Origin of the sequence: Acetobacter oryzoeni, from assembly GCF_004014775.2 — a bacterium.
In the GTDB taxonomy this organism is placed as follows: domain Bacteria; phylum Pseudomonadota; class Alphaproteobacteria; order Acetobacterales; family Acetobacteraceae; genus Acetobacter; species Acetobacter oryzoeni.
This window is the reverse complement of record NZ_CP042808.1, coordinates 1,258,133-1,279,885: the sequence shown is the minus strand read 5'-3', so window position 1 is coordinate 1,279,885 and position 21,753 is coordinate 1,258,133. Positions and strand designations below refer to the sequence as shown.

The 21,753-nt window shown below is 52.8% G+C and carries 19 protein-coding genes and 1 pseudogene; 12 read left to right on the top strand and 8 right to left on the bottom strand.

The annotated features are described in order from the left end of the window. Positions 1 to 9: 9 nt before the first annotated feature. Positions 10 to 708 carry a hypothetical protein gene (locus tag EOV40_RS06095; protein WP_208729284.1) on the bottom strand — a complete coding sequence of 233 codons (699 nt, stop codon included), beginning with the start codon at positions 706 to 708 and terminating at the stop codon, positions 10 to 12. A gap of 27 nt (positions 709 to 735) precedes the next feature. Further along, positions 736 to 1,835 (bottom strand): annotated as a pseudogene (locus EOV40_RS06090) (YeiH family protein). 54 nt (positions 1,836 to 1,889) lie between these two features. Between EOV40_RS06090 and EOV40_RS06085 the strand changes: the two are divergent. Continuing rightward, the gene (locus tag EOV40_RS06085) at positions 1,890 to 2,789 is read left to right on the top strand and encodes a LysR family transcriptional regulator (RefSeq protein WP_087652086.1); all 900 of its coding nucleotides are present in this window, start codon (positions 1,890 to 1,892) and stop codon (positions 2,787 to 2,789) included. A gap of 25 nt (positions 2,790 to 2,814) precedes the next feature. On the opposite strand, the gene EOV40_RS06080 is transcribed toward EOV40_RS06085, so the two are convergent. Genes EOV40_RS06080 through EOV40_RS06065 form a run of 4 tightly spaced genes read right to left on the bottom strand, consistent with a single transcriptional unit; the run spans position 2,815 to position 9,112 of the window. Further along, positions 2,815 to 4,266 carry a TolC family protein gene (locus EOV40_RS06080; protein WP_128105334.1) on the bottom strand — a complete coding sequence of 484 codons (1,452 nt, stop codon included), beginning with the start codon at positions 4,264 to 4,266 and terminating at the stop codon, positions 2,815 to 2,817. After that, positions 4,267 to 5,394, bottom strand: a complete 1,128-nt coding sequence (locus EOV40_RS06075; protein ID WP_050819812.1) for an ABC transporter permease — start codon at positions 5,392 to 5,394, stop codon at positions 4,267 to 4,269. Further along, positions 5,394 to 8,129: a ribosome-associated ATPase/putative transporter RbbA gene (rbbA, locus tag EOV40_RS06070; RefSeq protein WP_128105333.1), complete on the bottom strand. Its 2,736-nt coding sequence runs from the start codon at positions 8,127 to 8,129 to the stop codon at positions 5,394 to 5,396. Before rbbA ends, EOV40_RS06075 begins: the two co-directional genes overlap by 1 nt. After that, positions 8,129 to 9,112, bottom strand: a complete 984-nt coding sequence (locus EOV40_RS06065; RefSeq protein ID WP_128105332.1) for an HlyD family secretion protein — start codon at positions 9,110 to 9,112, stop codon at positions 8,129 to 8,131. The genes rbbA and EOV40_RS06065 overlap by 1 nt, the downstream gene beginning before the upstream one ends. A 391-nt stretch (positions 9,113 to 9,503) precedes the next feature. On the opposite strand from EOV40_RS06065, the gene EOV40_RS06060 reads away from it, so the two are divergent. From EOV40_RS06060 to EOV40_RS06035, 6 genes are all read left to right on the top strand, one after another. Further along, a complete protein-coding gene (locus EOV40_RS06060) occupies positions 9,504 to 9,779 on the top strand; it encodes a SelT/SelW/SelH family protein (protein WP_050819809.1) in 276 nt (91 codons plus the stop codon). 507 nt (positions 9,780 to 10,286) lie between these two features. Then, positions 10,287 to 10,997 (top strand): energy transducer TonB, encoded by a 711-nt coding sequence (locus EOV40_RS06055; protein WP_087652088.1) that lies wholly within the window; start codon positions 10,287 to 10,289, stop codon positions 10,995 to 10,997. A 90-nt stretch (positions 10,998 to 11,087) separates the two neighbouring features. Continuing rightward, positions 11,088 to 12,101: a MotA/TolQ/ExbB proton channel family protein gene (locus EOV40_RS06050; RefSeq protein ID WP_244296871.1), complete on the top strand. Its 1,014-nt coding sequence runs from the start codon at positions 11,088 to 11,090 to the stop codon at positions 12,099 to 12,101. A gap of 29 nt (positions 12,102 to 12,130) precedes the next feature. Further along, positions 12,131 to 12,550, top strand: coding sequence for an ExbD/TolR family protein (locus EOV40_RS06045; protein ID WP_128104741.1), 420 nt, complete (start codon positions 12,131 to 12,133; stop codon positions 12,548 to 12,550). A gap of 54 nt (positions 12,551 to 12,604) precedes the next feature. Beyond that, positions 12,605 to 13,045, top strand: a complete 441-nt coding sequence (locus EOV40_RS06040) for an ExbD/TolR family protein (RefSeq protein WP_012812288.1) — start codon at positions 12,605 to 12,607, stop codon at positions 13,043 to 13,045. Between the two features lie 86 nt (positions 13,046 to 13,131). Further along, the gene (locus tag EOV40_RS06035) at positions 13,132 to 14,724 is read left to right on the top strand and encodes a gamma-glutamyltransferase family protein (protein WP_128105331.1); all 1,593 of its coding nucleotides are present in this window, start codon (positions 13,132 to 13,134) and stop codon (positions 14,722 to 14,724) included. On the opposite strand, the gene guaD is transcribed toward EOV40_RS06035, so the two are convergent. Then, positions 14,721 to 16,043: a guanine deaminase gene (gene guaD / locus EOV40_RS06030; protein WP_128105330.1), complete on the bottom strand. Its 1,323-nt coding sequence runs from the start codon at positions 16,041 to 16,043 to the stop codon at positions 14,721 to 14,723. The two genes, EOV40_RS06035 and guaD, sit on opposite strands and share 4 nt — an antisense overlap. 4 nt (positions 16,044 to 16,047) lie before the next feature. Next, entirely contained in the window at positions 16,048 to 16,950 is a 903-nt protein-coding gene (locus EOV40_RS06025; RefSeq protein WP_006115357.1) for a LysR family transcriptional regulator, read from the bottom strand. A 156-nt stretch (positions 16,951 to 17,106) separates the two neighbouring features. Between EOV40_RS06025 and EOV40_RS06020 the strand changes: the two genes are divergently transcribed. From EOV40_RS06020 to EOV40_RS06000, 5 genes are read left to right on the top strand one after another with little or no spacing between them, the layout of a single operon-like run. Beyond that, on the top strand, positions 17,107 to 18,525 hold the full coding sequence (locus tag EOV40_RS06020) for an NAD(P)-binding domain-containing protein (RefSeq protein WP_128105329.1): 1,419 nt from the start codon (positions 17,107 to 17,109) through the stop codon (positions 18,523 to 18,525). A 27-nt stretch (positions 18,526 to 18,552) separates the two neighbouring features. After that, positions 18,553 to 19,446: an allantoinase PuuE gene (puuE, locus tag EOV40_RS06015; RefSeq protein WP_128105328.1), complete on the top strand. Its 894-nt coding sequence runs from the start codon at positions 18,553 to 18,555 to the stop codon at positions 19,444 to 19,446. Continuing rightward, positions 19,443 to 19,952, top strand: coding sequence for a 2-oxo-4-hydroxy-4-carboxy-5-ureidoimidazoline decarboxylase (gene uraD / locus EOV40_RS06010; protein ID WP_050819806.1), 510 nt, complete (start codon positions 19,443 to 19,445; stop codon positions 19,950 to 19,952). Before puuE ends, uraD begins: the two co-directional genes overlap by 4 nt. Further along, positions 19,949 to 20,281, top strand: coding sequence for a hydroxyisourate hydrolase (gene uraH / locus EOV40_RS06005; protein WP_050819805.1), 333 nt, complete (start codon positions 19,949 to 19,951; stop codon positions 20,279 to 20,281). The genes uraD and uraH overlap by 4 nt, the downstream gene beginning before the upstream one ends. A 3-nt stretch (positions 20,282 to 20,284) precedes the next feature. Next, complete coding sequence (locus EOV40_RS06000) at positions 20,285 to 21,745, top strand: nucleobase:cation symporter-2 family protein (protein WP_128105327.1); 1,461 nt, start codon at positions 20,285 to 20,287, stop codon at positions 21,743 to 21,745. Positions 21,746 to 21,753 lie beyond the last annotated feature (8 nt).

Below are 21,753 nucleotides of genomic sequence, written 5' to 3'. Positions count from 1 at the left end.
TAGCAGTATTTAATGCCCTGAAGGGGTGATTGAGTCCTGATTATCTGCGGTGTGGCTGCCGGTTATGGCCATATCGCCACCGCCCTGCATACCGCCACCTCCACCATTACCACCCCCGCCGCCACCGGCTTTTTCTGCTCCACCATCTTTCCCTTTGCCACCAGAAGCCTGCACGCGGGTTGGGCCTTGTGTGGGAATACTCAGATCAGATGGAATAGGGGCAAGATCCAGCGCCTGCCTTACAAAATTACGCAAGGATACAACCAGATCATGCGTATGCACCCGCTGGCCTGCTACCAGTTCACGCGCCGCATGTTCTGCTAAACGCACATGTTCTTCCGTACCCAGAAGAATGATGTCGGATAAAGCTGCCTCTACAGCATCACGAATACGCCGTGCCCGGTCTGATGCATTGGCATCTTCCAATATGGAAGTGGTTGTTGTGGCATCCGTGTCCGCCATAACACGGAAATCTCGCTTATGCCGCGGGTCTACCGCCAGATCTCCGGTAAAAGAGCCACCCAATGTGCGGTAGGCTGCAATCAATGTGCGCAAACGTTCATTGATCTGGCGGTTCATACGCTCTCGCCGCTGCTGGATGAGCACCATCATCAACAGTCTGATGCCCACACCAATCAGGGTAATGAGCGAGAGCCCAATCATGGTGAACAGGAAGCTGTGCCATGAACTGAAGTCTAGATTATGCAATATGGGCTCCCGATGCTGATGGCTGTTCTAGAACATGACTTTAAGCAGTAACATACTGGCACAAATCAGCCCGAGCAGAGAAAACCCTTCCGTCAGAAGCAGTGGACGGCCCGCCCGAAAAACCGAACGTATGTCTATGCACAAGCCCAACGCAGCCATGGCCAGAATGGTTAAAAAATTGGCTGTAAAGCTTAACGGCGCAATGAGTTCATGCGGAATAACGTTCACGGAACGCGCAATCATCATGACAATAAAGCCAACAATGTACCATGGCACCATCTGCGGAGCACGATGCGTATGCTGCACTTTTCCACGGTTGAAACGTGCATGAAGTATGGAAAGGACAATACACACTGGCCCCAACATCAACACACGCATCAGCTTCACCAGCATACCAATATGGCCCGCATTACCGCCAAAAGCCGAGGCCGCAGCAGCAACCTGGGGCACGGCATAAACCGTTAGCCCGGCAAGGGCGCCACCGGTGCGGCTATCTAGGGGCAGAAAGGGCGCTACAAGTGGCAAACCCACAACCAGTATCAGGCCACCTGCTGCCGTAAAGGCAATAGTTGCGCCAATATCTTCATCTTTGGCATGAATGGTGGGGGCTGCCGCCATAATGGCCGAATTGCCGCAGATGGAGTTTCCGCAAGCTACCAGTAGAGTTTGGGGTAAAGGTAACCCCACCAAGCGGCCAATGCAGCTGGTAAATATCAGGCTAAATGCCACCAGCCCCATAACGCCAACCAAAAGCCATGGCCCGGCAGCAAATGCGGCATCAATGCTAAAAGAAGCCCCAAGCAGCACAATCCCGATGTTCAAAAGCGTTTTGGAGCATGTTCTGATACCCGGCTGCCACAGATGATCTGGCTTATGCATAGCCCGCACCACAACACCGGCAATAAGTGCCAGATTGAGCATTTCCAGCCAGATTTTCCCAAATAAAAATCCTTCAACCTGCTGGCAAAGGTAAGCAATGCCCGTAATACCCAAGCACAATAAAACACCAGGGAGATTATGGCTGATAACGTCCAATATACGCTGTTTGAATAGTAGTGGCTGCGCCTGAGATGTGGTGAACATGGCAATTTCCCTTTCTGCGCAAAAATAAGGGAAAGCCATTTCATCACTCCAACTCATTATTCTATTCATTCCAATCGAAAATTATGATTGATTGAAGTATGAAATCAGGCATGACACTAGAACAACTTCGCTTTTTTATTGCAGTTGCAGAGCGCGAGCACGTTACTGCGGCCAGCAAGGCTCTGCATGTTACGCAATCCGCCGTATCTGCCGCCATTGCCACGCTGGAAGAACAGCATGGGGTCAAGCTGTTTCACCGTGTTGGGCGTGGCATTTGCCTCACAGAAGCAGGCCGTCTGTTTTTACCAGAAGCACGTGCAGTTCTGGCGCAGGCAGAAACGGCCGAAAACATGCTGGAAGCTTTTAGCGGGCTAAAGCAAGGGACATTACGCGTTGTTGCCAGCCAGACTATTGCTGCCTATTGGCTGCCAGCGCTTTTGGTAAAATTCCACCGGCAATATCCGCAAATTGTTATGGATATTGCCATCAGCAACACAGAAGAAGCAGCACATCGCGTTAAAAACGGTGAAGTTGATTTGGGTATTGTAGAAGGGCTGGTGGATGATCCCGCCTTAGCGCAATGGCCCGTTGCAACAGATAGCCTGAGCATTGTGCAAGCCGATGCACATGTACCTGACACTATAGATGCCACGTGGCTTCGATCTGCCAAATGGGTCATGCGTGAACCGGGTTCTGGCACCCGTACCACACTGGAACACGCTTTACGCCAACACGGCATAGACCCGGCAGAACTGGATGTAACGCTTGTGTTGCCTTCTAACGAGAGTGTGCGCACTGCCATTGAGGCAGGGGCTGGTATTGGTGCTCTTTCTGCGCTCGTCATTGCACCCGCCGTGCAGGCGGGCACGTTGCATGCCGTGCCCCAAGCGTTGGGCACACGCTTCTTTTATGGCTTGCGGCATAAGGAGCGTTATCGCAGCCCGGCAGCAGAAGCTCTGTTGGATTTAATTGCCCAATCCAGCAAAGTTCAGACCTAAAAGCACAGCAATGGGCGCTAGGCTTTTACCGCTTGGTTGTTTGCGTATCCCAGCCACCGCCCAAAGCCCGCGCAAGGCGCACTGTTGCCAAAGCCTGCCGGGTTTGGGCACTTGCCAGTTCATCCTGTGCGGAAATCTTTTTTATCCGGGTAGTCAGAATATCCTGCATGGTAAACTGCCCGCCCTCGTAAAGGCCCTGCGCCTGAGTTGTGGCGAGAGAGAGGGATGAAACTTCTCCACTCAGGCTGGCAATGTTCTGGTCTGCGCTGGAACGGCTTTCATAAGCGTCTTCCACCTCTGCCAAAGCTGTCAGAACCGTTTGATCATACGATGCCACAGCCTGCTTTAGCTGAGAGTCCGCCGCGCGTATCTTGGCCTGTATGCGCCCAGCCGTAAAAATAGGCAGATAGGCATTAACAGCCATAAGCCCGCCAGAGCCGGATACACCCGGAATACCATCAAACCGCAAGCGCCCATCGCCACCAAAAAACTCTAACCCAAACCGTGGCAGCAAATCTGTTTTTGTGCTGATCAACCGCTCCAGATTGGCTTGCACAATATTCTTTTGCAACAACACATCTGGCCTGCGGTCCAGCACTGTAGAAGGCAATTCGGTAGCAGGTGGCGCTGGCACTCGGTATTGCGCCGGCGCTGACAGATCAGGCGCCTGTTCCGGCGGGAGGCCGGATAGAATAGCCAGCCGATGCCGGCACGCATCAAACGCGGCAACCAGTAATGGCCGTTGCGCTTGTACCTGATTGATCTGGGCCGTTATGGTTTCCAGATCAGCCCGTGTTGTCTGGCCGGCATCAAACCGAGCTGAGGCATAATGCAAAAGCTCCTGCAGCGTGCGGGCAGATTGATCCAGCAACGCAATACGCTGTTGCAGCCCGCGGGCAGTAAGGTAATTAGCAGCCACATCTGCCGCAATGGCCATATGTGTGCCATGCAGCACATCTGCCGCCGCCAAGGCCATATGTTGCGCAGCCCGTTTGCGGGCGCGGTTGCGGCCCCAGATATCTGGCTCCCACGCCATAGTTATGCCGGCCAGATGCCCATCCGTTGCCGGGTCCTGAATGTCTGGGTCTGCCATTTTCATAAGGGGTGGCACCGGGTGACGCCAATCTACACCACTACCCATCATGCCGCCTGTTGCGCCAATGGTGGGATACAGGGCGGATTTGGCCATTTGGGTATAGGCGCGAGATTCCTGCACGCGCTCTTGCGCCATGCGTATTTCCGGGTTGGCGGCTAACGCATTTTGCACAAGCTGATCAAGCAACGGATCCTGCCACGCTGTCCACCAGTTTGTCAGGTCCGTAGGTTGTGCATCCTGCGGTGTGGCACTGAACTGCGCCGGAACCACCACGTGGGAAGGCGGCAGTTTGGTATGGAAAGGAGAGCACGCCACCAAGCCAGTGCATAGAAGAGTGCTGAACAATAAGCGCGTAGAAAAGGAAGAAAGAAACATCAGCATTCAATCCTGGCGGGCAAGCATGGAACGGAAGCGAAGCAGCGCCATGGCAAGAAAGAGAGTAGAAGAGAACACAATAGCCAGTAGCGAAGGCCAGATGCTTTCCAGCCCCGCACCGCGATACAGAATGGATTGTGAGATTTTGACAAATTGCGTGGTAGGGAAAAACCGCACCAAGGATTGCACAGCCTCTGGCATACTTTCCACTGGTGTTGCCGCGCCAGAAAGCAGGTAGGCCACGGCATAAACCGGCACGACCAAAAGCCCAAACTGCGGCATGGTGGGCGCAATGGTGGCCAGCATCATCCCCAGAGATGTTACCGAAAACAGGTATAAAATAAGGCAGGCGGCAAACAGTAAAGGCGAGCCAGAAATAGGCACAGCCAGCCCGATATGCACAATAACCCAAAGGGAAAGCATGCTGGCTACAAAGATAACAGCACCATTTGCCAGAATTTTCCCAATAGCAATCTGGCTGGCGGAAACGGGCAGAACAAGCAGGTGCTCAATGGTGCCGTGCTCACGCTCACGAATAACCGCAGCCCCAACCAGCACGATGGAAAGAATTGTTGCGTTGGTGACAACCTGCATAACAGACGTAAACCATGCAGATTCACTATTCGGGTTAAAACGGATGCGGCTTTCAGGGTGAAACGGCATCAGCTTGTTGATATCGGGGGAATGGAGCTGCGCCTCTACTTCACCCAGAAAAATCTGTTGCAGATAAACACTGCCAAGCCCGGCCTGCGTCATGGCCGTGGCGTCAATCAGTTCCTGTATCTGTGGCGTGCGGCCTGCCAGCACATCGGCTTCAAAACGCGGTGGAATATCAATAACGAAATTGTAGGTTCCGTTATCCATGCCCGTTTTGCCGTCAATACGGTTGGTTAGGGTAGGGGGCTTGAAGTAAGGCGGCAGCACAACAGAACGTAACTGGCGTGAAAGGGCTGAGTGGTCTTCATCAATAAACGCAACTGTTGCGTTTGCAACATCCACACGCACCCCATGCGCCACCAGAACAATGGCCGCAGAAAATGCAAAAACAATCAGACCCATCAGCACAAAATCACGCATCAGGCTGTGGAATTCCTTGCGGCACAGCAGGCCGACATTTATGAGCCAGCGCAGCATCACGTATCCTGCTTTTTCAAGAAAAGGCGTGCCCCCACCATGTAAAGCGCGGCAAAACCACCCAGTGCCAGATACATGGAAAGAAAGGATTTAATACCCAATCCCTTGGTGAAACTGCCAAGGCTAATAAGCTGAAACCACGAAGCCGGGAAAGATTTGCCCAGATAATAGGTAAACCCGGTAAGCGTTGAAACCGGATACAGCAGACCAGAAAAATTGGCAGACATAATCAGGCAGATAATGGCCGTACCAAAAATAGCCGCCACCTGAGAACTGACAAAAGTTGAAATCAGCAGCCCCAGCCCGGTGCTTGCTAGAATATACAGCGTGGCCCCAATGCTCAGCCCTATAAAAGAGCCTTTAAGCGGCACCCCCAGAACGGTAACAGAAAGCGCCACCAGCACCAGATAAGCCATAACAGCCAATGCCACGTAAGGCAGTTGCTTGCCCACCAGATACTGCCCGGAACTGGCAGGGGAGGCATATAGGTTCATAATGGAACCAATTTCCTTTTCCCGCACAACACCAAGAGCTGTCAGCATGGTGGGAACAAGAATAAGCGCCAGCATGATGGTGCCGGGGGTCATGGCAAAAATGCTGCGGAATTCCTGATTGTACACAAAGCGCGGCACTATGCTTACGGGTATCAGGCTAGGTGTTACGGATGCCGGCAGTGTTTTTTGCATATTCGCCATATAGGTTAACAGCACGGCATCTGTGTAAGAGCGCACATTGGCGCTTAAAAAGGGCATGGAGCCATCAATAACCACCCCAATGGCCGGGTTACGCCCTGCGGCAACATCTCGGCCAAAACCGGGCGGGATATCCAACCCCATTGCAACCTGCCCATGGCGTATGCGTGTTTCCAGTGTTTCGCGATCTGGTGAAAACGCGGTTTCCTGAAAATAACGAGAGCCCCGAAACTGCTCCACCAGTTCACGGCTGGCATGGGTATGATCGTAATCTACCACAGTGTAGCGAATGGTGTTGATATCGAACGAGATACTATAAGCTGAAATCAGCAGTAGAATGGTCGGGCCAAGAATGGCGAACATCAACCGCAGGCGGTCACGCATCAGTTCCACAGCCTCACGCCGTGCAAAAGCCCAACAGCGTGAAAACCAGCGGATGTAGGGCGGTATTGTGCGCATTGCACCCGTTGCTGCTGCGGCAGCCTGCTGAGGCTTGGCAACAGCTATGGAATTACCTGCTTTTTCCAGGCATGAAATAAACGCATCTTCCAGAGTGGAGGCACCTTCCTCCTTCGTAATCTCGGCAGGGGTGCCCATAGCCAGCACCTTACCCTTATCCATAAGGGAAATACGGTCACACCGGGCGGCTTCGTTCATGAAGTGTGTGGAAACAAAAATGGTCACATGTTTCTGGCGTGAAAGCGCTACAAGGTGCTTCCAGAACATGTCTCGCGCGGCCGGGTCCACGCCAGAAGTTGGCTCATCCAGAATAAGAATATCCGGGTTGTTAATGCAGGCGGCGGCAAGTTGCAGCCGTTGCCGAAACCCCAAGGGCAAGCCCGTTGGGCGGCTATCGGCCTCATCTGCCAACTGAAAGCTTTGCAGCATGTTTTCAACACGCTGTTTGGCCTCGGTTGAGGAAAGCTGAAAAAGCTCTGCCTGCAACATCAGGTTCTGGCGTACCGTCAGTTCTTCATACAAAGAAAAACCCTGAGACATGTAGCCAATACGCATACGCGTTTTCATGTCTCCCGGTGTTATCGGGCGGCCAAACAGGGTTGCTGTGCCGCTGGTAATATCCAGCAGCCCTGTCAGCATTTTCATGGTGGTGGATTTACCGCAGCCATTAGAGCCCAAAAACCCGAAAATCTCACCTCGGCGGATACGGAAGCTCACATGGTCAACCGCCGTGAAAGATCCAAATTTACGCGTCAGGTTTTCAGCATCAATAACCGGGGGGCTGCCATCATCCTGATAAGGCGGAATTGCAAAATCAGAAATTTCCTTCTGATCCGCCGCAGGCAAAAGTGAGATGTACGCAGCTTCCACCGTTGTGGTGTGGGTCTGCTTCTTCACCTCATCTGTGGGGCCAGAGGCCAGAATACGCCCGTCATTCATGGCCACCAGCCATGAAAACCGCTCGGCTTCATCCATATAAGCGGTAGAAACAATAACGGTCATGGAGGGGCGCTCAGCCCGCATTTGCTCCACCAACGCCCAAAACTGACGCCGGGAAAGTGGATCCACCCCCGTTGTGGGTTCATCAAGAATAAGCAAGTCTGGCTCATGCACCAAGGAGCAGCAAAGGCTGACCTTTTGCTTCATACCGCCAGAAAGGTGGCCTGCAGGTCTGTCTGGAAAAGGCGCAAGACCGGTAGCATCCAGCAGATGCGTAATACGGTTGGCGCGGGTTGTGGCATCCAACGCAAACAGCCGACCAAAAAAGTCGATATTCTCACGCACAGAAAGGGTAGGGTAGAGGTTCTTGCCCAACCCTTGCGGCATAAAAGCCAGGCGAGAAAGAAAAGCCTCTCGCTCGGCTCTGTTGCTGATATCCACACCAAGTGTGTGAATGGCCCCACGCTGAAGATGCCGAACCCCCGCAATCAGCCCCAGAAGTGTTGATTTACCAACACCATCCGGCCCAATAAACGCAATGGTTTGCCCTGCGGGAAGGGTAAGGGAAATATCGTGCAGAACATCACGCCCACCATAAGCATGGCTTACACCTTCAACACGAATTTCAGAAGCAGATGCCCCCATTATCTGGCATCGCCAGACAGTGCTGCTTTAGGCCATGCGGCATCTGGCCGTTGCTTGATATAACCTTCACCTGTCATTCCGGCTTTTAACCATGTGCCGAGTTTCTTCTGCTCATCTGCGGTTACGCGCAGTTTCACGCGGTATACAAGTTGTTCACGCTCGGTGGCTGTTTCCACATATTTGGGGGTGAACTGGGCCTGACTATCAATAAAGGAAACAGTGGCCGCAACAGGCGTATCCATTCCATCAAACCGGATGCGCGCTTCATCACCTATTTTCAGATTGCTAATAGATGCGGTGGGGAAAAACAGCGTCATGTAAGGATCCACCGGATCCAGCATGGAGTACACACGCCCACCCGGCGGCAGAACACTTCCCGTTTCAATAACACGGTATTCAATCCGGCCAGAAACAGGGGCGCGAATGGTCATATCATCCAGAACAGTCTGAACCTGATTGACCTGCGCTGCGGCACCCTCTTTGGCATGCACGGCTTCCTGTACCGCCTGAGAGGCCGCATTTACCGCAGCCTGTGCAGTTTCAACCTGCGTGCGCCGTTGCGTAACCTCCATATCGGAAACAAGGTTTTGCTGCCGCATTTTCTGGGCGTGCCGCAATTCATCACGTGCAAGCTGCAAGGCTGCCTGACGCGCCACAAGCTCAGCCGAGGCTCGGCCTGCCGCACTTGCTGCGCGATTTTGCTGTGCACTTGCCTGATCGTATTGCGCCTGAATGGTTGCCTTATCTTCCTGCGCAAGAATCTGACCGGAGGTTACGGTGTCCCCTTCCTGCGCCAATAATTGCGTAATGCGCCCCGGATATTTCACGGCCACATCCACACGGGTAAATTCCAACCGCCCGTTTCCGTAAATAATGCCATCTGGCACACTTTGAGCGACTTGATGTTCATGCCATGCGAAGGCCCCGCCCGCGACTGCAAAGAGAGAAACAGCGATGATTGCAATTTTGGCAGGAGTTTTCACAATAAACCTTGCTGGAAAAAAGCTGATAACAATATGTTCAACGCGCAGAATGCAGACGGGGCATATGATTAAATTATGACACAATGGTCAAGTTATTATTTTATATACCAACACATTGCTCTACACAGGCTGCATAACCCATAATTTTCTGAGTTTTGCAGATTAAAAGAACAACAAAAACCCCTCAATGATCTTGATCAAAAAAGCAGCATAAACACCTTACAATTGCACCAAAACAAATTGACATTTTGTTCATGCTTGAAGTGTATCATAATGAAGTTGTTACATACCTAAAGCATCTATATCGCTTTAAAAACAGACGTTAGCATAGCAACCTTACCCATTGCCCATTCGTCTTTGACATTAGAGATTCAAACCGGAAAACACACTTATGCCTTTGCCCCGCGTTTCCATTTACTATTGCACACAATGCAACTGGCTTTTGCGCGCTGCATGGATGGCGCAAGAACTCCTTTCCACTTTTGGAAATCAATTGGGCGAGGTTGCACTTTGCCCTGATACAGGGGGAAAATTTGAAATCCGTTTAGATGATAAAGTAATATGGGAACGCAAGCGGGACGGGGGCTTTCCCAACCCCAAAGAACTCAAACAGAGAGTAAGAAATATTATTGCCCCAGAAAAAGATTTGGGTCACATAGATCGATAAAAAAGCGCATACAGAACTTAAAATAATTACTCTCACCTTTCTCTCTCCATTTTATTACTCATAAAATATTCATTTATGAGTATGCAGATATAACAATTACATAATTGCAAAAATATATTTGATATTCGCGCACCCATTTGTGTGCCTAAACATTTTGTTTTGCAGAGCCGTCTCACGCATCACGCTTTTTAAGATAGGGCAGAGCTTCAAGTTTAAATCACGATTAAAATTTTGTGTTTTATAATTGGCTCAATTTTTTATGTGTAATTTAATAATATAACTTTTAACTTCGTTATTTTGCGTGAGGAACTGATATGCGCTGCCATGATTCTGACGGACATTTCCCACCCGATCACTATTTGGCAACGAGGAAGTGCATTTTTTGTTTTTGGTAAGAAACGAAAATTTATCTTAACTTTTAAAAGTAACTATTTATCAGGAATAATATTTTTCTAGAGTTGCTTTTCCAGAGGTTTTTCAAGAAAGCAACGGAGGGAAACTGGCGCAATGCAGGATAACTCTCAACGAACAGAGGGGAAGGAGCGTTATGTTCTTCGCGCTGGTGGTGCGGTTGGGGCTGGTGCGCTTATAGCGGTTCTTCTTTTGCATGGAGCTGGTGTGTGGGGGCTGATGTATGGGATGGGCACGAAGGCGAGCGTGCCCGTTGAACACCCGCCCATCCAGACGGAAGTGCTGCCACCACCTCAGCCGCCACCGCCGCCACCTCCACCGCCGCCACCACCGCCGGTGATGGCAGAGCCGCCGCCGCCGTTCATTCCACCGCCCAAGATCAAGGTGCCGCCGCCGCCCAAGCCGCCTATCAAGCATGTGGCCAAGGCGCCCCCCAAACATCCGGCACCCCCACAGACCAAAACGGCCAAGGCGCCACCTGCCGCCACCGAACCTGCCGCCAGCGCACCGTCATCCGATGCGCCAGACACCACGGCCGGAACGGCACCGCTTAACCATGTGCAGCCGGTCTATCCCCCAGAAATGGAGGAAGACAACATCGAGGGCCGCGTGACGGTTGCATGTGATGTGGAACCCACGGGCATGACCAGCAACTGCCAGGTGCAGTCGGTCTCTGGTGGTCAGGCCTTTGCCCAGGCGGCGTTGGATTACGTGCACAAGGCCCGTTATCGCCCGGCCATGCGCAATGGTGTGCCGGTGAAGGAACTGCACAAGGTCTATGTCATCCACTTCAAGCTGGATGACTAAGATCAGCTTACGAACACAATAACGGATTGCCCGGCCCATAATGGCCATACCCTGCCGGATCGGGCCCTGATGATGAGGATTATGAGGAAGATGACCAGACTGCCCCGTTCTTTTGTGTCAGGTCTTGCGGCTCCGGCTCTGGCGCTGCTGATGAGCACTGCAGCCCCAGTTGCGGCTTTTGCGCAGGATGCCGCGCCCGCAGCACCCGCACCCGCAGCCACGGCCCCGGCTCCTGATGCGGCGCCATCTTCCGCACCGGCACCTGCCGCCACACCGGATGCAGCCCCAGCCCCTGCGGCGCCAGAAGCGCCTGCACCTGCTGCCAGCGCCCCGGCCGAACAGGCGCCACCTGCAGCAGACACCAAGGAAGAAGCCAACCCCTACGGTCTGGGTGCTCTGTGGTCCAATGGGGATATCATTGCCCGCGGCGTGCTGCTGATCATGCTCACCATGTCCCTGGGCACATGGTATATCATGATCACCAAGTTCATCGAGCAGGCCCGCCTGTTCGCCGCCGCCAAGGAAGCCACCAAAAGCTTCTGGACCAAGCACAGCATTCAGGAAGGTGCTTCCGCACTCACTTCCACATCCCCGTTCCGCTACATCGCCGATACCGGTATTGTGGCTGCCGAACACCATGAAGGCACGATGCAGGAAAGCATTGACCTGCATAGCTGGACGGGCATGTCCATCCAGCGCGCGGTCAACAACATCCAGAACAGCCTGCAAAAGGGTCTGGCCTTTCTGGGCACCGTGGGTTCCACCTCTCCGTTCATCGGTCTGTTCGGCACGGTGTGGGGGATCTACCACGCGCTGACAGCCATCGGCATTGCCGGTCAGGCTTCCATCGACAAGGTGGCAGGGCCCGTGGGTGAATCCCTGATCATGACGGCCATTGGTCTGGCCACCGCTGTGCCGGCCGTTCTGGGCTACAACCTGCTGGTGCGCCGTAACAAGACAGCCATGGACCTGGTGCGTGACTTTGCCGCTGACCTGCAATCCATCCTCATCGGTGGCGTGCGTCATGGGGCTGCGGTGGATCAGATTGTGGTGCGCCCGGACAACTCCCCCACCACGGCCACGGTTTCCAACCGCGTCGGCTAATCGCTCAGGTCAAGGCAAGGAGAACGCTTATGGGCATGCAGGTTGGCGATAGCGGCGGGGAAGACGACGTCGTCTCCGCCATCAACACCACACCGCTTGTGGATGTGATGCTGGTGCTGCTGATCATCTTTCTGATCACCATTCCGGTGGCGACACATACCGTGAAGGTGCAGCTGCCCAAGGACATGAACCAGCCAACCCAGACCAAGCTGAGCAATGTGGTTTTGGCAGTCACGGCGGATGGTCAGACCTTCTGGGATGAAACGCCGATCAGGGACCGGGCCGATCTTCTGGCCCGGCTGGAGAAGGCGGCGGTGCAGAAGCCCCAGCCGCAGATCCAGATCCGCGGAGATGTGACCACACGCTATGAGAGTGTGGGCCGTCTGGTGGCGACGTGTCAGGAAGCGGGCATCAGCCATATCGATTTCATTACGGAAAAGCCGAAATAGGCAGGGGCGGGTGGCGCAGCACGCCACCCCATCCTGTGGGGGAGAGCACAGGCCATGGGCATGAATGTTGGCTCCGAGAGCACAACGGAAGATGAAGGCATTGTCGATATCAACACCACGCCGCTGATTGACGTGATGCTGGTGTTGCTGATCATGCTGATCATCACCATCCCGTTGCAGACGCAGGCGGTCTCGATTGATCTGCCGCAGGGCAACCCGCCGCCCAGCACGGAAGAAACACCTGTGGTGACACTGGTTGTGGACTTTGACAACTCGCTGACCTGGAATGGCCAGCCCATCAATGGCGAGGCCGATCTGCAGGCGCATCTGCGTGAGATCGCCAGCGGGCCAGAGGCTTCCCGCCCGGAGTTCCACCTCCAGCCCAACCGTCTGGCTGACTACAAAACCGTCATCCACGTCATGGCCGACGCACAGCGCCTCGGCGTCACAAAACTCGGAATCGTCGGACAGGAACAGTTCGCTGACGGTAAGTAATAGGGAGGGGTTTGACCTGCTGGTGTGGTCAAGTATCTGATACGTCGTATTATCTTATTTCCATTGATGAAAAGCGGTTGATTGTCATGCAACATACATTCCAGTCGGGGCGCGGGATGGTGACATCACCGCATCATCTGGCCAGCCAGAGCGGCCTTTCCATACTAAAACAGGGCGGCACAGCCCTGGAGGCCGTTGTAGCAATGGCCTCTACCTTATGTGCCGTTTACCCACATATGACCGGCATTGGGGGCGATGCCTTTTGGCTGGTTTCTTACCCAGATGGCCGGGTAGAAGTTATAGAAGCCTGTGGTGCCGGAGCTTTGCAGGGTTCGATAGACGCATATCGTAACGCGGGCCATACAACTGTGCCATGGCGTGGGGGCTGGGCGGCCAATACAATGGCAGGCACTGTTTCTGGCTGGCAGCTTGCCTTGCAACAGAGTGCATCTATCAAAAATCCCCTTCCAATAAACGCACTTTTGGAAGATGCTATTTGGTATGCAGAAAATGGCTATGTTGTTTCAGAAAGTGAAGCAGAACTTCTGGCCTCCAAGCAAAATGAGCTTTTGCAAAATGAGGATTTTGCGCAATCCTATGCGCCCGATGGCAAATTGTTTCAACATGGCATGGTGCGCAAGAACCCAGCATTAGGGCATACGCTACGTCAACTCGCTCAAGATGGACTGCAAAGTTTCTATACTGGAACGACCGCGCAAAACCTTTTGCAGGATCTACAACGAATAAGCAGCCCCTTAAGCTCTGAAGATTTTTCATTACATGAGGCCGTCTTCAGGAAACCGCTTTCCGCAAAGCTGAAACATGCCCAGCTTTACAATGCGCCACCTCCAACGCAGGGTGTGGCATCTTTGGCTATTCTACGGCTATTTGAAAAACTGGGTGTACAGGAAGGCGAGGGATTTGCCCATATACATGGGTTGGTAGAAGCAACAAAACAGGCTTTTCTGTTCCGCAATGCCCATGTGGGTGATCCACGATGGATGACAGAAGACGCTCAGGCTTTTCTGGACAATGAAGAGCTTTGCACAAAACTGGCGCATAAAATTGACATGCAGCGTGCTTCCCCGTGGCCTCAGCCTTCACAGGCTGGAGATACGACATGGATGGGCGCTATTGATTCCTCTGGCGTTGCCGTAAGCATGATACAAAGCCTGTATTTTGAGTTTGGATCTGGCGTTTTTCTGCCGCAAACGGGTGTTCTCTGGCAAAATCGCGGTGCCTCCTTCCAACTGAAGGAAGGCGCATGGAATGCCTTTGTGCCGGGACGCAAGCCTTTCCATACCCTTAACCCGGCACTCGCACATTTTGATGATGGCCGCGTGATGGTTTACGGCACAATGGGGGGCGAGGGCCAACCTCAAACACAGGCTGCGGTTTTCACCAGATATGCACACTTTGGCATGCCTTTGCAGCAGGCTGTTACGGCGCCTCGGTGGTTGTTGGGCCGCACATGGGGCAGTGAAAGCCAATCCTTGAAAGTGGAAAGCAACATGGATGCGGGCGTTGTGGCTAAGCTGGAAAAAGCAGGCCACCCCGTAGAGCGTGTTGCACCTTTTTCTAGTATGATGGGGCATGCAGGCGCTATTGTAAGGCATGCCGATGGTGTGCTGGAAGGTGCGGCTGACCCGCGTAGCGATGGATGTGTGGCGGCTTTTTAAGGCCGCTCATACACAGCTTTCCCATTCACCCATGTTGCTTTTACGCTGCGGTCATCCCCCAAGATCATCAACGGGAAAAGCATATCCTGCACCGCCTGGCAGTGGGCTGTTCTTTGCGCAAGCATGGGTGTAGCGGCTGGATCCAATATACAGAGATCAGCCTCTATTCCGGGTGCAATACGGCCGATTTTTGTATCCAGTTTAAGCGCTTCTGCGGCTCCAGCCGTTGCAAGCCAAAAAGCCTGAATGGCTTGCAACCGTTCTCCGCCAGCCATGAGTGAAACTTTATAGGCTTCGCCCATTGTGCCGAGCATGGATAACGTTGTGCCAGCACCAACATCTGTGCCCAGCCCAACATGAACGGGCCGGTCTGACCGAATGGCGTCAAACAGCTTGAATAAGCCGCTCCCTAAAAACAGATTGGAGGTTGGACAATGTGCAAGTGTACACCCGGCATGATGGCAGTGCTGAAAATCTGTTTCCTGCAAATAAATACCATGCCCAAAAATAGAACGTGCTCCAACCAAACCTGCTTGCGCATAAACATCCAGATATGAAGCGGATTCTGGAAACAAGCTGGAAACAGCTTTAATTTCATCCATATTTTCCGCCAGATGTGTTTGCATAAAGACATCGGAATGGCGCGTGAGCAGATCTCCAGCCATTTCGAGTTGTTCTGGCGTGCTGGTAATGGCAAAGCGAGGCGTTACGGCATAAAGCTGGCGGCCTTTATTGTGCCAACGTTGGATTAAAGCGGTTGAATCATCATATCCACTTTTGGCGGTATCACGCAGGTTGTCTGGAGCATTGCGGTCCATCAGCACCTTGCCCGCAATCATGCGGGTTCCACGTTTTTCTGATTGTCTGAAAAACGCATCCACCGATTGCGCATGCACAGTGCAATATACAGCCGCCGTGGTTGTGCCATTCTGCAAAAGCTCGTCCAGAAATGCACTGGCAACTACTTCTGCGTAAGTGGAATCATCAAACCTGGCTTCAGTTGGAAAAATATACTGCTCCAACCACGGCAAAAGCTGCTGCCCCCACGAGGCAATAGCGGGCATTTGTGGATAATGGACGTGCGTATCAATAAACCCGGCAGAAATAATGCTATCCGGGTAATGCGTAACCAGAACTGCCTTATCCAGCTTGGGTGCAAGGGCCGCATAAGGCCCGCAGTCCGTTATGCGGCCAGCTTCCATTACAATCAGGCCGTCTTCTTCAACGCTCAAACTTTCTTCCGGGGGCACCATAAAAGGATTGCCCTTGAAAGTGATGTAGCAACCCCGAATAGCCGTTTTTGCAGAAGAGACTGACATGATTTTATAGCTGTTCCAGAAAGAAATTTTCAATTTCACTAATAATAAACCGTGCTGCCGTAGAAAGCTGGCGAGAACGATCTACACACAAAGCCAAGGAAAGTGGCGTAAGTTTTTTATGCACGATAGGGGTGAAAGCCAGCTGATTTTTTTGCACCTCATCATAGGCATCCAGATAACTTAATATCCCAATACCTGTACCTTCCAGCACCAGAGATTTGATCATCTGAATATTATCTGCGCGTGCAACAGCGGCTATTTCTATCCCTGTTTCCGCTTCCAAAAGCCCAATGGGCCGCCAAAGTGCAAGAGGAGGAGAGGGCACAATAACCGGATATTCCGCCGCCACACTAAAGCGTGCCTCACTCAACGCTGCAACGGGGTGAGACGGCAGAGAAATAAACCCTAGCGGGATTTCCTTATGTGCCCGCACGGTCAATTCCCGCATGTGGCTTGGATTGAACATCAGGGCAAAATCTGCGTGTCCCTTTACCAAAAGCTCTCCCATATTCTGGCTTTTGCGTACATGCACACTCACCAGAATACCTGGGTGACTTTCACGCAACCGCCCCAGAAGAACCGGCAGAAAACCTTTGGTGAGCGCATCCGGGATAAGAATATCCGCCGTGCCTTGCCGCAGGCCTTTAAGGTTATCTAGCTGGATTTTAAGCGTATTTAAGTCTCGCGACCAATGGCGGCAGGATGTTAAGAGTAACTCTCCGGCGGTTGTCAGGCGCAGGCCCGTTGGCAGGCGCTCAAACAACAGCGTGCCCAGCAATTTTTCACCTTGAAGAATCTGCCTATCAATAGCGGAAGCGGCAATATGCAGTTCGTCCGAAGCCTTACGGATTGAGCCATGCTGAGCAACAGCCATGAAGTAACGAAGAAAACGGGAAAAAACTGGCATTTGCTTTTGCTCTCATTTTGCGAACGCACCATGCTGAATTATGTCATATACAAGAACGATGCGGATGTGAAACATTATGCTTGATTTTATCGTCGTTGTCAGGGGCATGAATCAGATTGTTTTCGGGCAACGCATATTTCGGACTGATATGCAGGCATGGAACAGCTTAATAAACGTGTGCGTGATGATCTCGCAAAAATTCAGTATGCAACAGGCAATTGGTGCATTCCCCGCAAGCATGATGGCGAAGATGTTCTGGATGTTGCTATTATTGGCGGCGGGCAGGGTGGTCTGGCCACCTGCTTTGGGCTGAAGCGGCGCGGCATTACAAACACCTGTATTTTTGATACAGCCCCTAAAGGGGGAGAAGGACCATGGATTACGTTTGCACGTATGCTAACACTGCGTACGCCCAAATATGTTACTGGCCCGGACCTCGGTATCCCCAGCCTGACACCTCAATCCTGGTATGAGGCCCGCTACGGTGCTGCCGCATGGCATACGCTGGATAAAATCTCCCGTCAGGATTGGCAGGCTTATCTGGATTGGGTGCGTGATGTTCTGGAACTGCCCGTAAAAAATGAGCATGAACTGGTAGATATTGAGTGGCAGGACAACCTGCTGAAACTGACATTTTCATGCGCTGGCGGTGTGCAAAAACAGGTTTGGGCGCGTAAAATTGTGCTGGCAACCGGTATTGAAGGCGGTGGCGCATGGCATGTGCCAGACTTCATTACCAAATCACTGCCCAAAACACGTTATGCCCATACGCACGAGCAGATTGATTTTGAAAAACTGCGTGGCAAACGCATTGGCGTTCTTGGGGCTGGGGCCTCGGCTTTTGATAACGCTGCAACAGCTTTGGAACATGGCGCCAAGCAGGTGGATCTGTGCCTGCGCCGCAAAAAAATTCCATCTGTAAATCCCTATCGCTGGATGGAAAATGCCGGGTTCCTCAGCTATTTTTCAGAACTGGATGATCTGGTGCGCTGGCGCTTCATGCGGCGGATTTATGATCTCAACCAGCCACCCCCGCAGGATACGTTCTGGCGCTGCCGGAGCCATAAAAACTTTGCCTTCCATACGGGCACTCCGTGGCTTTCCGTAAAGGAGGAAGGCAAGGAAGTGGTTGTGACCACACCACATGGTGAAATGCGGTTTGACTTCCTGATTATTGGCACCGGTTTTGTAATTGATCTGGCCCAGCGGCCAGAACTGGCCAAACTGGCACCACATATTGCCCTCTGGCGGGATTGTTTTGCCCCACCGGAAGACGAACAGAGCACACTTTTGGGCAGTCACCCCTATCTGGGCGAACGCTTCCAGTTTCTGCCGCGCAATGCGTCTGATCCGCTGGCTCCCATGCTTGCGGCTATCCATAACTTTACATTTTCTGCCACACCCAGCATGGGGCTTTCTGGTTCCTCCATCAGTGCCATGCGCTTTGGGGTGGAAAAACTAACCTTTGGCATCGGGCGTGATCTGTTTGTGCAGGACGGTGAAAAACACCTGCAAAGCTTGCTGGATTACAACGTAGATGAATTGGTTAGTCTGGAACCTCCTCAGTGTGTTTGATGATGTGTTCTGGAAGGTAGGGAAATAATGCAGAATTACCCGCGCGATATGGTTGGATACGGCGCTTGCCCGCCGGATCCTCACTGGCCGAATGCGGCCCGCATAGCCGTACAGTTTGTTGTGAATTACGAAGAAGGTGCCGAAAACTCTGTTCTTCACGGAGATAAAGGGTCCGAGGCCTTTCTTTCGGAAATGATCGGCACAACGTCTATCGTAGGCGAACGCTGCATACAGATGGAAAGTCTGTATGAATATGGCAGCCGCGCGGGGTTCTGGCGCTTACACCGGTTGTTTGAAAAGGCAAGCATAAAGCCCACCGTATTTGGTGTGGCAACAGCCATGGCGCGTAACCCCGCAGCCGTTGCCGCCATGCAGAAAAGCGGGTGGGAAATTGCCTCCCACGGCTTGCGCTGGATTGATTATCAGCATGTGCCCGAAGATGTTGAGCGCGAGCATATTCGGCAAGCCATAGCGCTCCATACGCAGGTTACGGGGCAGCGCCCCCTAGGCTGGTATCAGGGGCGCACAAGCCCCAACACAGCACGCCTTGTGGCTGAAGAAGGCGGCTTTGTTTACGATGCAGATTCCTACGCAGATGACCTTCCGTATTATGATAGAACACATGGCAAGCCACAGCTGATTGTGCCTTACACACTGGACGTAAACGATATGAAGTTTGCGGCCCTGAACGGCTTTACGGAAGGCGAACAGTTTTTCCGCTACCTGCGAGACTGCTTTGACATGCTGTATCAGGAAGGCGGGCGCATGATGTCCGTTGGCCTGCATTGCCGTTTGGCAGGCAAACCCGCGCGGGCATTGGCTGTTGCCAAATTCATACAGCATATCCAGCAATATGAAGATGTATGGGCACCAACCCGCCTGGAAATTGCCCGGCATTGGCAAAAGGTGCACCCGGCATGATACCCCTGCAAGATGTCAACACGCTCTCTCCTCAACAGTTTGTTGAAGCATTTGGCGGCATTTACGAGCATTCTCCGTGGGTGGCAGAAGCCGCTGCAAAGCAGCGCCCCTTTGCCTCCATGCAGCAGATGAAACACGCTTTTTCTCAAGCCGTGCAACAGGCTCCAGAAAGCCAGAAGCTGGCTTTGGTACGTGCTCACCCGGAACTTGGCCACCGTATGGGCATAGACCCGGACCTAAGCGCTGAATCAACGCAGGAGCAGGGGAGTGCCGGGTTAGATAAGCTCTCTCCCGCAGAATACAGGCAACTGCGTGATCTGAATGATGCGTACCAGAAAAAGTTTGGCATGCCGTTTGTTATTTGTGTTCGACAAGCCACCAAAGCCGTTATTCTGGAAGCCATGGAACAACGTCTAACAAGCTCTTTTACGGAAGAGCTTGCAGAGGCGCTAAAGCAGATTGATGCAATAGCAGCCCTGAGATTGCAGGATAAGGTGCAGGCATGAGCTCTCTTTCCACACATGTGCTCAACACAGTTTCTGGCCGCCCGGCCAGCGCTGTGCAGATCCGCCTTTTTGCGGGCGATACCCTTGTGTTTACGGGGCTAACAAATGCCGATGGCCGGTGTGCGGAGCTCAGAAGTCTTGAACTCAAATCCGGCACGTATCGGCTGGAATTTGAAATAGGCGCCTATTTTCAGCAACAGGGCATGAACCTGCCAGAACCACTATTTCTGGACGTCGTGCCAATTGTTTTTGGGTTGGGTGAGGCCATGCACGCCCATGTGCCGCTGCTTGCTGCGCCTTATGGTTATTCCACTTACAGGGGAAGCTGAAAGATGAAAGCTGCCAGAAACGTTCCGCAAGCGGTTCATCCTGTAGATGAATTCCTGCCTTTCTGGCAGTTGGGTGTTTATGGGTTGCAGCATGTGCTCACATTCTATGCTGCATCCGTTATTGTGCCCATTCTGCTTGCCAGTGCTCTTGGGCTTTCGCACGATGCCTTGGAACACCTTATTGAAGCCGATCTATTTACCTGCGGCATTGCCTCTCTTATTCAGGCCGTAGGTATTGGCCCGCTTGGGGTAAAATTGCCGCTTTTGCAAGGGGTTACCTTTGTTTCCGTCACCCCCATGATCGCCATAGGCACGGCTGCCGGGGGCGGGATTGAAGGGCTGCATCAGATTTTTGGCGCAGTTATTGTTGCAGGCATTTTTTCCTACTTTGTGGCGCCGTTTTTCTCACGCCTGATCCGTTTTTTCCCGCCTGTTGTCACCGGGTCTGTCATTCTGGTTATCGGGCTGGCTCTGCTGCCGGTGGCTGCCAATGATATTGTGAATGGCCAAGGCACGGGCACCATGCAAAACCCTGTCAGCCTGCGTAATGTTGCGTATGGCTTGGGCACGCTGCTGTGCATTCTGGCTGTTCAGCGTTTCTTCAAAGGTTTTATTGGCACCATTGCTGTGCTGGTCGGGCTGATTATGGGCACGCTGGTGGCATGGGTTTTAGGAGACGCGCATTTTGGAGATGTGTCATCCGCTCCATTACTAACCATTGTGCGCCCGCTGTATTTTGGCATGCCCAGCTTTCATATCGTGCCCATTCTCTCTCTGATTATCGTGATGATGATTTCCATGCTGGAAACAACGGGCGATGTGTTTGCCACCGGCGCGATTGTGGACAAAAAGATCACTCCGCGTGATATCACCCGCGCTATTCGGGCAGATGGGGCAGCCACAATGCTGGGGGGTATTTTTAACTCCTTCCCCTATACCTGCTTTGCCGAAAACGTGGGCCTTGTGCGGCTTACGGGCGTAAAAAGCCGCTGGGTTGTAGCTGCTGCAGCTCTTATCATGATGGTTATGGGCTGCCTGCCCAAACTGGCTGTGCTGATGGCCTGCGTGCCTCTGCCAGTGCTGGGCGGCGCTGCCTTGGCCATGTTTGCTGCTGTGGCTGTGGTGGGCATTCAAACCTTGGCGCAGGTTGATTTTGATAACCAGAATAACGGCATTATTGTTGGCACCAGTGTTGGCTTGGGCATGCTTGCTACGGCACAGCCCCACATTGCAGACCACTTTCCGGCATGGGCCCAGATCATCTTTGGCAGTGGCATCACACTGGGGGCCATGTCCGCCATTATCCTGCATCTGATCTTCAATCACGGCACGCATGATGCTGTTGAAGCAGACGTAGAGGCCGCCCCGCAGCCAGCTACCACTCACCCGGAAATGTGGAAGAATGTTGTTGTGATCTCGGAAGATAAACTGGGCTCTCGGCCTCCCAAATCCTGCTCCAGATAAACCCTGAC